Annotated in this window: 13 protein-coding genes; 6 read left to right on the forward strand and 7 right to left on the reverse strand. The window is 56.9% G+C overall.

What is annotated here, in order from left to right; translation table 11 throughout:
* Positions 1–168: 168 nt before the first annotated feature.
* A complete protein-coding gene (locus tag ACFOM8_RS20880; protein WP_377764278.1) occupies positions 169–606 on the reverse strand; it encodes a pseudoazurin in 438 nt (145 codons plus the stop codon).
* Positions 607–966: 360 nt separating this feature from the next.
* On the reverse strand, positions 967–2,400 hold the full coding sequence (locus ACFOM8_RS20885; RefSeq protein ID WP_377764279.1) for an IS1182 family transposase: 1,434 nt from the start codon (positions 2,398–2,400) through the stop codon (positions 967–969).
* 205 nt (positions 2,401–2,605) lie between these two features.
* Between ACFOM8_RS20885 and ACFOM8_RS20890 the strand changes: the two genes are divergently transcribed.
* On the forward strand, positions 2,606–2,740 hold the full coding sequence (locus tag ACFOM8_RS20890) for a hypothetical protein (RefSeq protein WP_377764281.1): 135 nt from the start codon (positions 2,606–2,608) through the stop codon (positions 2,738–2,740).
* Positions 2,741–2,862: 122 nt separating this feature from the next.
* On the opposite strand, the gene ACFOM8_RS20895 is transcribed toward ACFOM8_RS20890, so the two are convergent.
* From ACFOM8_RS20895 to ACFOM8_RS20905, 3 genes are all read right to left on the reverse strand, one after another.
* A complete protein-coding gene (locus ACFOM8_RS20895) occupies positions 2,863–3,204 on the reverse strand; it encodes a hypothetical protein (protein WP_377764282.1) in 342 nt (113 codons plus the stop codon).
* Positions 3,170–4,837 carry a BCCT family transporter gene (locus tag ACFOM8_RS20900; protein WP_377764284.1) on the reverse strand — a complete coding sequence of 556 codons (1,668 nt, stop codon included), beginning with the start codon at positions 4,835–4,837 and terminating at the stop codon, positions 3,170–3,172. Before ACFOM8_RS20900 ends, ACFOM8_RS20895 begins: the two co-directional genes overlap by 35 nt.
* 421 nt (positions 4,838–5,258) lie before the next feature.
* Positions 5,259–5,801 carry a recombinase family protein gene (locus ACFOM8_RS20905; protein WP_377764285.1) on the reverse strand — a complete coding sequence of 181 codons (543 nt, stop codon included), beginning with the start codon at positions 5,799–5,801 and terminating at the stop codon, positions 5,259–5,261.
* Between the two features lie 253 nt (positions 5,802–6,054).
* Here ACFOM8_RS20905 and ACFOM8_RS20910 point away from each other — a divergent pair, with 253 nt between their 5' ends.
* The 3 genes from ACFOM8_RS20910 to ACFOM8_RS20920 all read left to right on the forward strand — a co-directional run bounded on the left by ACFOM8_RS20910 (position 6,055) and on the right by ACFOM8_RS20920 (position 9,558).
* Positions 6,055–6,303, forward strand: coding sequence for an AbrB/MazE/SpoVT family DNA-binding domain-containing protein (locus ACFOM8_RS20910; protein WP_221831346.1), 249 nt, complete (start codon positions 6,055–6,057; stop codon positions 6,301–6,303).
* Entirely contained in the window at positions 6,296–6,685 is a 390-nt protein-coding gene (locus ACFOM8_RS20915; protein WP_377764287.1) for a type II toxin-antitoxin system VapC family toxin, read from the forward strand. Before ACFOM8_RS20910 ends, ACFOM8_RS20915 begins: the two co-directional genes overlap by 8 nt.
* A 434-nt stretch (positions 6,686–7,119) precedes the next feature.
* Positions 7,120–9,558 carry a hypothetical protein gene (locus ACFOM8_RS20920; protein ID WP_377764288.1) on the forward strand — a complete coding sequence of 813 codons (2,439 nt, stop codon included), beginning with the start codon at positions 7,120–7,122 and terminating at the stop codon, positions 9,556–9,558.
* Positions 9,559–9,840: 282 nt separating this feature from the next.
* On the opposite strand, the gene ACFOM8_RS20925 is transcribed toward ACFOM8_RS20920, so the two are convergent.
* Positions 9,841–10,248 (reverse strand): type II toxin-antitoxin system VapC family toxin, encoded by a 408-nt coding sequence (locus ACFOM8_RS20925; RefSeq protein WP_377764290.1) that lies wholly within the window; start codon positions 10,246–10,248, stop codon positions 9,841–9,843.
* Positions 10,245–10,505, reverse strand: coding sequence for an antitoxin (locus ACFOM8_RS20930; RefSeq protein WP_377764291.1), 261 nt, complete (start codon positions 10,503–10,505; stop codon positions 10,245–10,247). Before ACFOM8_RS20930 ends, ACFOM8_RS20925 begins: the two co-directional genes overlap by 4 nt.
* Positions 10,506–10,646: 141 nt before the next feature.
* Between ACFOM8_RS20930 and ACFOM8_RS20935 the strand changes: the two genes are divergently transcribed.
* Both ACFOM8_RS20935 and ACFOM8_RS20940 read left to right on the forward strand, forming a co-directional pair.
* Positions 10,647–13,172, forward strand: coding sequence for a DEAD/DEAH box helicase family protein (locus ACFOM8_RS20935; RefSeq protein ID WP_377764293.1), 2,526 nt, complete (start codon positions 10,647–10,649; stop codon positions 13,170–13,172).
* 9 nt (positions 13,173–13,181) lie between these two features.
* Positions 13,182–14,783 (forward strand): class I SAM-dependent DNA methyltransferase, encoded by a 1,602-nt coding sequence (locus ACFOM8_RS20940; protein WP_377764295.1) that lies wholly within the window; start codon positions 13,182–13,184, stop codon positions 14,781–14,783.
* The last annotated feature ends 64 nt before the right edge of the window (positions 14,784–14,847 follow it).

Genomic DNA, 14,847 nt, shown 5'->3' on the forward strand with positions numbered 1-14,847 from the left:
TCGTTAACGACGTCGCTATGCACGTGTCTTAGCCGATCACCCCACGCTCAGGCAGGCGGTGGAAATCGGGTGGTTACGCCGTTCCGGGATCGTCGGTCAAGCCACCGCGAAACGCAAAGGGGCGGCAATCTGCCGCCCCTTTCCCGTCATTGCATTGTTTGTGCCCGGTTATTCCACCTTGGCAATTTCCGCGTCCAGCCGCTCGCGCGCCTTCTTGGGCATCTTCGCGGTCTGGGCATCTTCCAGGTTCGCGGGCGCATCGCCCACCTGGACCAGGGCGACCATGCCCATGGCAAAGTGCGGCGTGCATTTCACGCCATAAAGGCCCGGCTCGGTCACGGTCAGAGAGAATTCGTCGTTGATCTTGCTCTTGAAGGTCTCGACACCCTCGGGAAGAATTTCCTTGATGGATTCGACGTTGTGGCTCTTGTCGGTGGGCACGAAGCGGATCACGTCGCCCGGCTCGGCTTTCACGAAAGCAGGCTCGAAGACCATCGTCCCTGCCTCACCCTTGTTCAGCATCTTGACCTCATGCTCGGCGGCAAAGCCAGTGCCGGCCAAGGCAAGGAGCAGAACGGGGGCGGCAAGGAAGGACAGGCGTTTCATCAGTAATCTCCTGGATGAACGGACCAATCGGGGTCCGTTGAGAGGTGGTATAGGCAGTCTCGGGCGCCCCTGCCTTGATCCAGCGCAAATGACGCGCCTTATCGATGACGCCCTCAACGCTATGTCGGGCGGATTAGAGAGAGCCTCGCTGGGAATGGCGGAACTTTGGTGCCGTGAGCGTCCGAATGGGGATGCAGACCGTGTGAAAACCCGGAGGGATTGCAGGGAACTTGGCCCGTTCGTTCTGCTCGTCATCTTGTGCGCTTTTGCGCGGCAATTCGTGCCCAGTTAGCCAAAAACCTCGTAATTCTTGAGGGTTGTAGCCGGGTCTTGCTGCTGGGGACATAACTGGACCAGATTTCAGTTTGCAGCTGCTGCAAGCAGACCGGAAACGCCAACCAGGGTGATTGCCCGACGGATATTGTACGCCAACGCTGTCAGGCTGAACTCGCCCCGCACGTTTTCGAGACGCCTCATCAGGAATGCACCTTGTCCCATCCACTGCTTGATCGTGCCGAATGGATGTTCAACGGTCTCACGACGTATATCCAGAAGTTCTGGCCTGGCGCGCAAGCGCTCCGCCATTTGCTCTAGCAAGGCTTCGTCCTCGGCCCGGGTAATCTTGCGATATGAGCCGTTGGTGCAGAGGGAACGAAGATCGCAGGTCCGACAGGCGGGGCGATTGCAATACTCGATCTTTGTCGGGCCCCGTGTCTTGTCGACATATCTTGGTTCAAGAGTTTGGCTTCCAGGGCAAATATAAACGTCGGCCACCGCGTCGTAGCGGAACATCTCTTTCGTGAAGTGACCGCTGCGTGCGGCAATGCTGTTGTTCGGCTTGCAAACATGCGGAATGACGCAGGCGGCCTTACAAGCAGCAATATCCTCCATGCTGTAATAGCCTCGGTCCGCGACAGCCTCTATCTCGTCAACGGCCAAGTTCTCGCGTGCGGCGTTCGCCGTTTCAGCCAACAGACCCTGGTCGGCGACACGGCTGTGGACTTGCTGTTCGGCGATGAGCTTATGCTTGATGTCGACGGCGATCTGAACATTGTAGCCGACGCTCACACGGCTCGACGGATGCATTGCGCGGCTGTCTGGATCCGTCAGCGATATCTGATCCTCCGCACTCTTTGCGAGGTCGGACTGGCAGGCTTCAAGATGAACGCGCCGCTCCCGCACCTTTGCGATCTTTGCCTGCAAATCTGTGATTTTGGATGGATCAGCTCGGTCTGCGTCGCCCTTGTCCGCGATATCCAGTTGCTTCAGATAGCGATCCAGCTTCTCTTCGCTTTCGCGGAGGCTTCTCTCCAGCTTTGCCTTTGTGAAATTGCGATCCCGGCTATTGACGGCCTTCAGGCGGGTGCCATCAACGGCAACCATCTCGCGGCCGTACAGATCGAGCTTCCGGCAGAGAACAACGAACGCCCTGAAGACCTGTCGGAATGCGGCCCGGTTGTCACGCCGGAAGTCAGCGATCGTCTTGAAATCGGGAGAAAGGCGGCGCATCAGCCAGATGACCTCGATGTTGCGCCGTGTTTCAGCTTCCAGGCGCCGGCTGGACCGCACCCTGTTGAGATACCCGTAGATGTAGAGCTTGAGCAGGTCAGCGGGATTATAGCTTGGCCTACCCGTGGCCTTGCCGCGGACCCGTGCAAAACCGCACGCCTCCAGATCCAGACTATCGACAAATGCTTCGATGAACCGGACAGGATTGTCCGGCCCTACATAGTCGTCCACCGACTCGGGCAAAAGCAGAAGCTGAGACCGGTCATTACCTGAGATATGTGCCATGGTTGAGCATATCACCCGCATGGATGTCAGGGAATCCCACAGGCGTTTTCACACGGTCTGGATGGCTCAGCGGACACTCTGCCTGAGGTGAGTATTAATACCGACCTCCCCGGCGGGGCTTGCAAGAACGCGCCATGATTCGAGTCTCACATGACTGGTCCGGCATGTTTTGCAGTGAAGGGGCGTCTTGTGTTACATATGACCCATGAAACCCCTGCTGATCGGCTATGTGTGTTGCCTTGCGGGCAAGCGGGATCTCGCGGCTCGAAAGGGATTCTTCGTTGGCGCGGGGCCACAACCAGGCTCGCCTTTGGCCCTGCCAAACCAGATGCTGCTGTGATGACGAAGGAGCCGAAGACCCCTCGCCAGCCAACGTTCAAGAGCGAAACCCGCCAGACGAACTGGCGCCGTGCCAACATCCCCAAGTACAGTGCCCATCTGGCAGTGCAGCGAGCGCTTATCTCAGGGACCCTGCAGAAGCAGGGCTGTGAGGTGTGCGGCAGCGGCGAGGTTGATGCCCATCATGACCGCTATGACGAGCCGCTGAATGTCCGGTGGCTGTGCCGTCGCCACCATGTGCGATTGCACCGAGGTGGTGAGGACATGTTTCCTGTCGGCCGCCATGTGCCGGACACGGCGCCACGTACTGAATAAAATGAGCTTGAAGCTGTCATGCGACTGTCGACACATGACAGCGTCCGGCATGGTGTCTTGTTCGGACTGCTGGACCGCGGGCCGGCTTTGATGGCCCGTGGTCTTGAAGCGTTCCTTAGCCCCGGCGATCAGCGACCAAGCCCTGCTCACCTGCGTTGGCGAACAGATCGCGGTAGTGATCCCGATACAGGGCCTTGCCAAGAGAGGCGCACATCGCCGCCATGACAAACGCAAAGGGCAACGCACCAATGATCATGGCATTTTGCAGCACAACCAGCCCTCCGCCACCTGCAATGATCAGGGCAGCAATGACTAGCGTCAGCAGGACACCCCAGACGATGCGGTGACGCACGTCGGTTTCCTCCTCGCCGCCTGCCATGATCGTGTTGATGACAAGAAGGCCCGAGTCTGCCGAAGTGACAAGGAAAGTCAGGATCAGCACGACGCACATGATCGCGACGATGCCATAAACCTGCTCGCCCACGATGAACTGCAGCGTCGCGAACAGCATGTTGGTGGGAGACGCATCGATGATGGCACCTTGGGCAACGCCTGACAGCTCAAGATCGATTGCCGTGCCGCCAAGGATGGCCATCCAGGCGAAGCAGACCAGCGACGGAACGATGACAGCCCCCACCACGAATTCACGCACCGTCCGGCCCCGGGAGATGCGGGCAAGGAAAAGGCCCACGAAGGGAGAAAAGGCGATCCACCAGGCCCAGTAGAAGGTCGTGGCGCCCGATTGCCAGTCGCCCCGGGCGGAGCCGGTCGAATAAGCCTCGAACGACAGGGCGGGAAAGTGAAGGATGTAATCTACCAGTGCCCGGCCATAGGTCGAGATCGAGAACAGGACCGAGCCGAAGATCACAAACACCAGAAGCAGCACAGTGGACAGGACAAGATTCAGGTTTGACAGGTACTTGACACCCCGCCCCACGCCGGACACCGCCGAGAGTGTCGACAGCGCCATCACGACAACCAGAGCCACGATCAGCCCGACGCTCGATGGCGTGGGCGGGCCGCCGTCCTGGCCTGTCTGCAGCAGCCACTCTATTCCGGTGATGGAGTAGAACCCTTCTACCAGTTGGCTGATCCCGAAGCCGATGGTGACAGCCACGCCAAGAATGGTGGCAACAACGCCGAGGATGTCGACCAGGTGTCCGATCGGGCCGTTCAGGTGCCGACCGAGCAGCGGCGTCAGAGCCGTGCGGATCGTCAGCGGCATGTCGCGCGTATAGGCGTAATAGGCGAGACACAGGCCAGTCAGGACATAGATGCCCCAGGCGTGCAGTCCGTAGTGCAGGAAGGTGTAGCGGTAAGCCGACTTCACCGCCTCGGCAGAGTGGGCGGCGACGCCATCCGTGATGATATCTGGATTGCTGGTCCAGTTTGCCATCGGCTCGGCCGTGGCATAGACCATCAGGCCCACGCCCAGTCCCGCGCCGAACATCATGGCGAACCAAGAAAAGGTGCTGAACTCGGGTTCTTCACCCTCTTTCCCCAGCCTGCGCTGCCCGGAAGAGGGCACAGCGGCCACGATCAACAGAAACCACGCGAACAGTCCTACCGCAACGATGTAGAACATGTTGAACATGCCGAGAACTTCGGTGTTGAGCAGCGACAGGATCGCCTCGGCACTGCCGGGCCTGAGCAAGGCCCAGACGGTCAGCAAGGCGAAGGTGATCTTGGAGGCAAGGGCGATCGGAAGGGAGTATCCTTGGTAAAAGCCGGCGTCGGCCGTAGGGATGTCGATATCGGTAAAAGGAGGCTTTATGTCATTCATGAGCTGTTTCGCTGTGGACCTTTCGTGATCAGGTGGCGAAGTCTTTTGCCTGAAGGCAAGCCAAGGGGATGATGCTCTCTGGAAGACTTGAGAATGGAAGTCCGCTAAAGGCGGATGACATGCCAGGAGCGCCGACTGGCGGCGCGGCATGCACAGCGGATGATGGGGAAGGATCCGGTGCAAGCAGTCAGCGACGATGCGAAGACATCGTCCATGCTGGGGTCATCAAGCATGGGGAAGTTATAGCCAAAAGGAGCGGAGAGGCAACCTTTGGTCTAGTTGTTCATAAGTACTTAGCTGTTTTATCTGGTAAAAAATATTCCACCGCAGCTTATGCCGACCTCCTCAGGAGCGTGGCAATGGCAGCTTCATCCTGCAAAAGCCGCCGCCTTCCCTTGGCTTCGACGTCAGCTTTGGCATCTCAGGCCGCCAACGCACGGTAAACGGTCATGCGAGATAGTCCGAGGTCACGGGCGATCCGGGCCTTGGACAAGCCTTCCGCGGCCAGCCTGCGGATTTCCGCTTCGTCCACCCGCTTCTGACGCCCTTTGTAGACGCCTTTTCCCTTCGCTGCCTCGATGCCAGCCCGCTGACGATCGCGTATGAACTTCAGCTCCATGTCGGCGACCATGCCGAGAACGGTGATGACCATCCGTCCCATGTCCCCGGCCGTGGTGACTTCGGGTTCGAGAACGCGGAGCGATGCTCCCTTGGCATCCAGCTCATGAACGAGGTTCAGCACGTCGCGCGTGGACCGGCCGAGGCGGTCGAGACGATGCACGACCAACTCGTCGCCCGTACGCAGAAACTCAAGAACCGTCGCCAGTTCGGTACGACCGTCGCGGGATGCCCCGGATCCGGTCTCGGCGCGGATGATCTCGCAGCCCGCCTCCCTCAGCTTGGCTTTCTGAATGTCGAGATCCTGACTGGACGTACTGACGCGGGCGTATCCGATCCGAGGCATGGGCAAACTGTCACGTTAGGGTGGCTGTTACTCTGATACTGTCACAATCGCTATTGTGCCACTTATTTGTGACATTCTACTGTGTAACACCTGACTGTCACCTGCGGGTGTGACCAAAGGTGACACAGCAGGGCAGGACGGCGGCTGGCCGGTGCTTTTCCGTCAGAGTACATCTGACTTTTTTATCCATCCAGTACCATATACACTGGCAGGTATCACATCTGAAAAGATGACCTAAGAAAGGATGGAAGACATGACAGCCCAGCGGGTCCGGATCATCGAAGGAGGCAAGCTCGTCATTCCGGCGCTCATGCGCCGCGAGCTTGGGATTGCCACAGGAGATACTGTGCTTGTCGACGTTGAAGATGGAGAGCTGCGTGTTCGTTCGCTTTCGCAAGCCGTGGCAAGAGCCCAGGCCATACTGCGGCGCCATGTGCCCGAGGGTGTCTCGCTGGCGGCCGAGTTGATCGCCGACCGGCGGCGCGAGGCAGAGCGTGAGTAAGGCCGCAGTCCTGGACGCCTCTGCGCTGCTCTGCCTTCTCAATGGGGAGCTAGGCAGTGAGCGTGTTCTTGCAACACTGCCTGCAGCGGTGGTTGGCGCCGCCAACCTTGCAGAGGTCGTGTCCAAGCTACATGAGCGCGGCCTGAGTGCTGAAGAAGTGCAAGACGTGCTCGGCAGCCTTCCTCTTGATGTCCGACCTCTCAGTGCCTCCCAGGCATACGCGATTGGGCATCTGCGCCCGACTACCCGGAATTATGGGCTGTCGCTCGGGGATCGGGCATGTCTTGCCTTGGCAGCCGAACTCGGATTGCCTGCCCTGACTGCAGACCAGGCCTGGGCTGGCCTCGACATCGGCGTAGAGGTTGAGCTCATCCGCGGCTAATGGGCGACACGAGCAGCGACTGCTCCACCTCCCTCTGCGACAAGTACCATGTCCAAGCTGAAAATCGGAGATGGTATTCTGGACAGCTGATTTCCTGACACGGTTCTTGGACAGCAGGAGCCGCTTGTTTCAGGGTTCAGCCCCTATCCGCCGCTATGCCCAGCAGATGAACGTTTGGTAGACATAAAAAAGGCAGTAGTGCAATGGGCGCGAAATGCATTATGGGCTGTAACTGCCCGTCCGGCGCAAGTCTCGCCGCCAAGCTGGATTCCCTTCAGCCGCCGCTTAGTGGCAACGTAGAACAACTCTCGTCAACGCGACCGCAATATAGAACTTTCTGCCAGCCATCCACGAGCGCAGCTGAGCATACGCCGATCCTTGACATTCAACCTCCTCAACCTTCCGATAGATTGACGAGACTGAGGGGGTGGCACGTGCAGGCTAGATTTGAGCTTCATGAAGGGCTTAAGAAAATTACAGAGATCATATCAGCACTGCCCCCAGACAGCCCACACTGGAATGAAGCGCAGAACAGGTTCCAGTTCATCGATCGCCTTCTTGTGGAATGCTTGGGGTGGGACAAAATCGATATGGAAGTGGAGAACACCGCAGAAGACGGTGGGCGTGCAGACTACATTCTGGGGAGGCCGCAAAGAGCAGTTCTAGAGGCCAAGCGCGAGACTCATGAGTGGACACTGCCTCCAGGAGGGCGCTTTGATCGACCGCGTAGTATCAAATCCGCGATGGCGTCATGCACCAGATTTTCGCAAGTTGTTCATCAAGTAATACCTTATTGCTCAATCCGCGGCATACCAATAGCCATTGTTTCAAATGGCAAGCAACTTGCAATATTTCAAGCAATAACTATTGGTGACCCTCCACTGGATGGGCAATGCTATATTTTTAACGGATTCGACGATCTCACTTCTGGTTTTGCGTTGCTTTGGGAGCTTCTCTCTCCAGACGGAATAGAAGAAAATAGAGCTCTTCAGAAACTTTCTCAACTTCGAAGTCCTCGAATGCCAGCTAAGGCCTCCACAGCGATTCCCGAGCCGTTCAAACATCGTTATCGAGATGGAGTGCAGCAAAGCTTACAGGCAATTGGATCTCTGCTTCTAGAAGAGATAGAAGATAATCCCAAGACAAGAAAGGAGTTTTACGAGGAGTGCTATGTCTCACTTGAGGCTAATAACAGACATTTGCTTCTCAGCAAGAACATAATTGAGAGGCGATATAAAAGATCTGGCGAAGATGCATCATCACCAGCCCCCCTTAAGGCCGAATCAGTAGGAGACCTTGTTTCCAGCGTAGTCTCACATGTTGGTTCACGGCCGATTGTTGTTTTAGGTGATGTCGGCGTTGGTAAGTCATCTTTTTTTGAAAGCCTGCAAATTAAAGCTGAGCTGAAATCAGGATCAAATATCTATCTAAAAGTGGATTTAGGTAAATCCGCAAACCTGACATCAAATGTCAAAGAATTTGTCCTTTCTGCAATTCCGGCATCCCTAAAGCGCGACTATGACATCGACATCTTCGACAGGGATTTTATTAATTCTATTTACCATGAGGAAATTAAGGACTATGAGAAAAGACCGGAGGCGCGGCTAAAAGACATTGATCTAGTAGAATATGAGAAGGCTAAAATCGCGTATGTTACTTCTTTAATGTCAAGAGCGGACGAGCATCTACATGCTACACTAGCGCACTTGTCTCAAGGTCAGAAAAGACAAATTACGCTAGTCATAGATAATGCCGACCAGCGAACTTATCCAATTCAGCAAGAAGCGTTTCTTATAGCACAAGAACTTGCTGCCACTCGGAATATTGTAGTTTTTGTAGCTCTTCGGCCTAGTACGTTCCTGGCATCAAAGGCAAGTGGCGCCCTTTCAGCATATCAAAATAAAATACTTTCTATATCGCCGCCTCCAATAGATGAGGTGGTGATTAAACGGATTGCGTTTGCCTTAAGGGTTGCAGAGGGATCTGTGGCACCGGCAGCCTTAGAGGGAATACGCTTGAATCTGGCGAGTGTAGTCCTGTTTCTTACCGCGACTCTGAGGTCGATTAAGTCGAACGCAGATATTAGACAGTTCTTAAGTAATATCAGTGGAGGGAACACTAGGGCAATTATCGAGTTGATAACTGGTTTCTGCGGCAGTTCCAACGTTGATTGCCGAAAAATTATAGATATTGAAGAAAGATTTGGCAACTATAAGGTGCCGCTACATGAATTCACTAAGCACGCACTGCTAGGGGAGTATTCCTACTACAATCCCAACTCGTCTCAGCTTGCAACTAACATATTTGACCTAACAGCTTCTGATCCTCGGGAGCACTTTCTGATTCCACTAATTGTTGCATTTCTTGCATCTAATCAGGGCATTAAGGATAATGACGGTTTTTTCTTCGGAGAGGATGTAAGAGCAGAGTTTCTGCGTTTAGGATTTTCAGATGATCAGATATCCCAATCATTGAGACGATCAGCTATAGGTAGGATTGTCGAAACGCCTCATTCTCATTTTCGAGAAATACCAGTTGGTGAAAAGGTTTCACCATTTTCATTCAATTTTAGAGCAACATCCGTAGGATTGTACCACATACGTCACTGGTGTGGCAGTTTTTCATTTCTTGATGCGGTATCCACGGATACTCCAATACTTGATGACGGATACAGGCGAGTTGTGTTCGATTTGGCCTCCTCGTTTGATATCAAGGATAGATACACAAAAGCCACTACCTTTAGATCATATCTTTACGATTGCTGGAGCAGATCCGGCTTTCCAATTAACTACTATGATTTTCGCGCTGTTACAGAGGCTAATGCTAAAGACTTCGAAAACATAGAGAGGCTAATTGCTAGGAAAATTCATTGATCGGATCTATGTAGCTCCTTACGATCTCTGCCATATGCCCGTTGGTCAGGTCCCTTTGGCTGATCTGACGAGCTTCTGTTAGAGCCCGGACGAAGGTCTGCTTGGGTGCAGCGCTACAATGCCAAGATGCCGTTTTGTCACCTATTTTGCTGATCAAGGTCCAATTGAGGGGTTAATCAGGTCATCACAGGGGGCGTGTAGACTGGGTGTCCCGCAAACGGTGGTCTACCGGAGGTCGTCAGAGCTATTCAATCTCCCGCAAACTGCCCACGATCCCCTCTGTCAGGGGACAGTCCAATCGTCCAGCTTCAGCCCTACCACCCGGCGGAACTCGCCCGTGTTGTTGGTCACCAAGGTGAACCCCCGCGCCTTGGCTTGCCCTGCGATCAGTACGTCGTATGGTCCGATCGGTGTTCCGGCACGGGCGAGTTCCGCTCGGATCTCGCCCGCGACCCGCGCATCCTCCGGGTCAATTTCGAGGATCGGCAAATCCGAAAATAGCAGCCGCAGGGTTTCCAGGTTGAAGGCGACCTTCTGGCTGCGATAGGCGCCGTACCACAATTCATGCGCCACGATGGCCGAGATGGCGAGCGAACCCGGTTCGGCCGCCTCCACGCGTGCGAGCAGTTCAGGCGAACGGCGACCAACAAGAGCGATCACCGCATTGGTATCCAGCAGAGTACGGATCACGAGAACAGCTGGTCGAGGTCAGGACGATGCTGGTGGGTGGGCTGTTCGCGACCTTCCACCATGAAATCTGGGCTCACGCCACGATTGACCGCGGCACGCAGAGACGCCCATGGCCTTGCCTCCGGCGTCCTTGGGCGGAGTATCAGCGCATCGCCCTCGCGCGTGATCTCGACCTCGCTGACATCCAGGCGGAAGTCCTTGGGCAGCCGCACGGCCTGAGAGTTGCCCGATTGGAACACCTTGGCGATGTGGGCCATGATGGAAGCTCCTGTTGATACGAGGCAGTATATACTATAGTCCTGCTGTTGGACAAGGGCACTCCTTGTGGGGCTGCCCACTGGAGGTCACGGTATCGGCACTCGTAGAGTTCAGCGAGGCATCAGGCATAGAGGCATGGTTTGGCGAACAAGGAAGCGACAGCCCGGATCCGGATCAACCGCCTACTGGAAGATGCCGGGTGGCGGTTCTTCGACGATGCGCAGGGTCCGGCCAACATTGTACTGGAGCCGAACGTCAAGATCACGCAGCATCGCCTTGATGATCTTGGTGCCGATTTCGAGAAGACCACCAACGGGTTTGTCGATTTCCTCCTGCTTGATGCGAACGGAAAGCCGCTGATCGTCTTGGAGGCGAAGTCAGAAGATATCCATCCTCTATCAGCGAAGGAGCAGGCCAGGCGGTACGCTCGGTCGCAGAATGCCCGCTTTGTCATTCTCAGCAACGGCAACCAGCATTTTCTTTGGGATCTCGAGCAGGGCAATCCAACCGTCATCACTAGGTTCCCGAGCCCTACCGGCATTGGGCACCATTACGGCTTCACTCCCGATGCAGAGCGGCTGGCCGGTGAGCAGGTCGGGGCGGATTACATCGCTCTCACGCAGATGCCGAGCTTTGCCCAGGAGGCGGGATGGAAGGTCGAGGCGGAGCGCACCTCCTTCATCGACCGCAATAAGCTCCGGTTCTTGCGCCCCTACCAGCAACGCGCCATCGAGCGCGTCCAGGAAGATGCCCGAAAGGGCTCGACCCGGTTCCTGTTCGAGATGGCCACGGGGACGGGCAAGACCCTCACGGCCGCGGCGATCATCAAGCTGTTTTTGAAGACCGGCAACGCCCGGCGGGTTCTGTTTCTGGTGGATCGGCTGGAATTAGAAGTCCAGGCGGACAAAGCCTTTAAGGCATACCTAAAGAATGACTTCACATCAGTTGTCTACAAGGAGAAGCGCGACGACTGGCGCAAAGCCGACATTGTCGTGACAACGGTGCAGTCATTGCTTTTCAACGACAAGTACAGCCGGTTCTTCTCGCCGACCGATTTCGACCTCGTCATCTCGGACGAAGCGCATCGTTCCATTGGCGGCAATGCCCGAGCGGTGTTCGAGTATTTCATCGGCTACAAGCTCGGGCTCACCGCGACTCCCAAGGATTACCTCAAGCAATCAGGCGATCGGACGTCGCCTCGCGATCCCCGCGAAACCGAGCGCCGCATGATGCTCGACACCTACAGGACCTTCGGCTGTGAGGGAGGTGAACCGACCTTCCGCTACTCGCTGATTGATGGGGTCAAGGATGGGTTTCTGATCAACCCTTACGTCGTCGATGCCCGGACCGGGGTCACGACACAGCTTTTGTCCGACCAGGGTTTCGTTGTCACCGCAACCGACGAGGACGGTACAGAAGTGACCGAAGCCTTCGCCGGGCGGGATTTCGAGCGATCCTTCTTCTCGGAACCCACCAACCAAGCCTTTTGTCGTGCTCTTCTACAGCACGGGCTGCGCGATCCGATCTCAGGCGAGTTCGGCAAGACCATCGCCTTTGCGGTCAGCCAGGATCACGCGGCGAAGATCGCCCAGATCCTGAACGAGATGGCCGACACGCTTTGGCCCGGCCGCTACCGTTCCGACTTCGCCATGCAAGTGACGAGCTTGGTGCCCGATGCCCAGCAGATGACGGTGAACTTTGCGAACAACAACCTGGGTGGGCACAGCAGCTTCAGGGAAAACTACCGCACCAGCCAGACCCGGATCTGCGTGACCGTGGGCATGATGACCACGGGCTACGATGCCCCTGACATCCTTAACCTGGCTCTGATGCGACCGATCTTCTCGCCTTCGGACTTCGTGCAGATCAAGGGGCGCGGCACCCGCCGGCACGACTTCAGCCAGGAGATGTTCGATCCTGTGCAGAAGGAAGTCTTGGGCAAGCAGCAGAAGACTGCCTTTCGCCTCTTCGATTTCTTCGCCAACTGCGAATACTTCGAGAAGACCTTCCGGTACGATCAGGAGATCAGCCTGCCTAAGCCCTCGGCTATGCCGCTGTCCACGGGTCCGGGCGGGGACGGAGGGGATAGCTACGAGCGTTTTGATCCCGACGAGATCGTCAGCCAAAATGAACAGCAGATCGGCCTGGACGGCATGAGGGTTGATCGCGAGCTGTTCCGCCGTTTCGAGAATGCCGCTCGGTCCGATCCGACGCTGGCAGGGTTGGTGGCAGAGCGGAACTGGGATGCCGCCGCCCGGCACGTCATGACCGAGCTCTTTGATAAGCCAAATGAGTATTACAACTTGGACAAGCTGCGCCGGGCGGCCGGGGTGGATCGGCGCATCTCGGTGCGCGAACTGATCGAGAAGGCCTTCGGCTTCATTCCGGGTTTCAAGAGCAAGGCAGAGCTTATCGAAGACGAGTTCCAGAAGTTCATCCTCGACCAGCAGCCCGAGGACGCCGATCGCATTCGTCCCATGCGCTACTTCTTTGAGGCCTATCTTCGCGATCCGACGGTCCGCGCCAAGATCGATGCTGGGCATCTGGCCGACCTGAACGTAAATCCCACCTTCACCACGCGCGATCTCAAGGAAGTCCCGGCTTCGTGGCGCAAGCGCATCCCCGAATACATCAAGGACTATGTGTCCCTGAACCCGTTTCTCTGAAAGACCCCCATGCTCGACACTCCGACCAAGCGCCGCATCGATACCTGCCGTGACATCCTTGTGGGCAAGGTTCCCGACCCGAAAAGCCAGGTTGAGCAGATTACCATCGCCCTGATCTACAAGTTCATGGATGACATGGATCTTGAAGCCGAAGAATTGGGCGGCGAGCGGCGTTTCTTCACCAAGGATTACGAGCGCTATCGGTGGGCGAAGCTCGTTGCCCCCGGCGTGTCGGGGCAGGACATGCTCAACACCTATTCCGAAGCCCTGACCAAGATGGTCGAGAACGAGGGCCTGCCCAAGCTCTTCCGCGACATCTTCCGCAACGCCTATCTGCCCTACCGCGACCCCGAGACCCTGCGTGCCTTCCTGCGCGAGATCGACACGTTCACCTACGACCACAGCGAACGGCTGGGCGACGCCTTCGAATACCTGCTTTCGGTACTGGGTAGCCAGGGCGACGCGGGCCAGTTCCGTACGCCGCGTCATATCATCGACTTCATGGTCGAGATCATCGACCCGAAGAAAAACGAGGTCATCCTGGACCCGGCCTGTGGGACGGCGGGCTTCCTGATCTCGGCCTACAAGCACATCCTGAAGCAGAACTCGACCGAGGTTGCCAACGGCAACGGCACCAGCAGCGAGGGCGACGCCGCCGAACAGGCGCTGGAAAGCCCGATGCGCTATCCGGGCGACCTGCTACAGCCCGAAGACCGCGCCCGCCTTGCCCGCAGCATCAAGGGCTATGACATTTCGCCCGACATGGTGCGCCTGTCGCTCGTCAACCTCTACCTGCACGGCTTCGCCGACCCGAAGGTCGAGGAATACGACACGCTGACCAGCGAAGACAAATGGACCGAGATGGCCGATGTCATCCTCGCCAACCCGCCCTTCATGTCGCCGAAAGGCGGGATCAAGCCGCACACCCGCTTTCAGGTGCAATCCAAGCGCAGCGAGGTGCTGTTTGTCGATTACATCGCCGAACACCTGACGCCGAACGGTCGCGCCGCCATCGTCGTGCCCGAGGGGATCATCTTCCAAAGCCAGAGCGCCTATGTGGCCCTGCGCAAGATGCTGGTGGACAACCACCTTGCCGCCGTCATCTCGCTGCCCGCAGGTGTGTTCAACCCCTATTCGGGTGTGAAAACCTCGATCCTGATCCTTGACCGTGCCGTGGCCAAGGCTAGCAAGCACGTCGCCTTTTTCAAGATCGAGAATGACGGCTTCGCCCTTGGCGCACAGCGCAAGGCGGTGAAAGGCTCGCAACTGGCGCAGGTGAAGGCTGAGCTTGAGGCTTGGTTGCAGGCTGCGCGGGGGGGCGGCAGTGAGGGGCTGGAAAGCACTCTTGGCAGCGCCGTAGAGCGATCAAGGCTAGCCGAGGGCGGGGACTACAACCTGAGCGGTGAACGATACCTAGAACGCATTGCAAGCGCCTCTGCCTTTGAAATGGTGGAGCTCGGGCGCTTCATGGCGAGTGGCCTTCCAAGCATCGATCCCAGCAGGTCGCCAGAAGAACGCTTCGAGCTTTGGAGCATCCCCGCGCACGAAGGCCGCGAACCCGAGCGCCCGTTGGGAAAGGAAATCGGCTCTGCGAAGAAGAACTATGGCTGAATCTGGGTGACGCGACTTGATCAGGCGGCGCGGCTTTGGCTGGCATCGTCAGCGACGACCCCGT

It is taken from the genome of Paracoccus angustae, from assembly GCF_042648745.1.
Lineage (GTDB): Bacteria > Pseudomonadota > Alphaproteobacteria > Rhodobacterales > Rhodobacteraceae > Paracoccus > Paracoccus angustae.

Excerpts from the sequence above, each read along its gene's own strand:
- ACFOM8_RS20930 (WP_377764291.1), bottom strand. The coding sequence starts at position 10,505 with ATGGCCCACATCGCCAAGGTGTTCCAATCGGGCAACTCTCAGGCCGTG.
- ACFOM8_RS20905 (WP_377764285.1), bottom strand. The coding sequence starts at position 5,801 with ATGCCTCGGATCGGATACGCCCGCGTCAGTACGTCCAGTCAGGATCTC.
- ACFOM8_RS20890 (WP_377764281.1), top strand. The coding sequence starts at position 2,606 with ATGAAACCCCTGCTGATCGGCTATGTGTGTTGCCTTGCGGGCAAGCGG.
- ACFOM8_RS20940 (WP_377764295.1), top strand. The coding sequence starts at position 13,182 with ATGCTCGACACTCCGACCAAGCGCCGCATCGATACCTGCCGTGACATC.
- ACFOM8_RS20880 (WP_377764278.1), bottom strand. The coding sequence starts at position 606 with ATGAAACGCCTGTCCTTCCTTGCCGCCCCCGTTCTGCTCCTTGCCTTG.
- ACFOM8_RS20885 (WP_377764279.1), bottom strand. The coding sequence starts at position 2,400 with ATGGCACATATCTCAGGTAATGACCGGTCTCAGCTTCTGCTTTTGCCC.
- ACFOM8_RS20900 (WP_377764284.1), bottom strand. The coding sequence starts at position 4,837 with ATGAATGACATAAAGCCTCCTTTTACCGATATCGACATCCCTACGGCC.
- ACFOM8_RS20910 (WP_221831346.1), top strand. The coding sequence starts at position 6,055 with ATGACAGCCCAGCGGGTCCGGATCATCGAAGGAGGCAAGCTCGTCATT.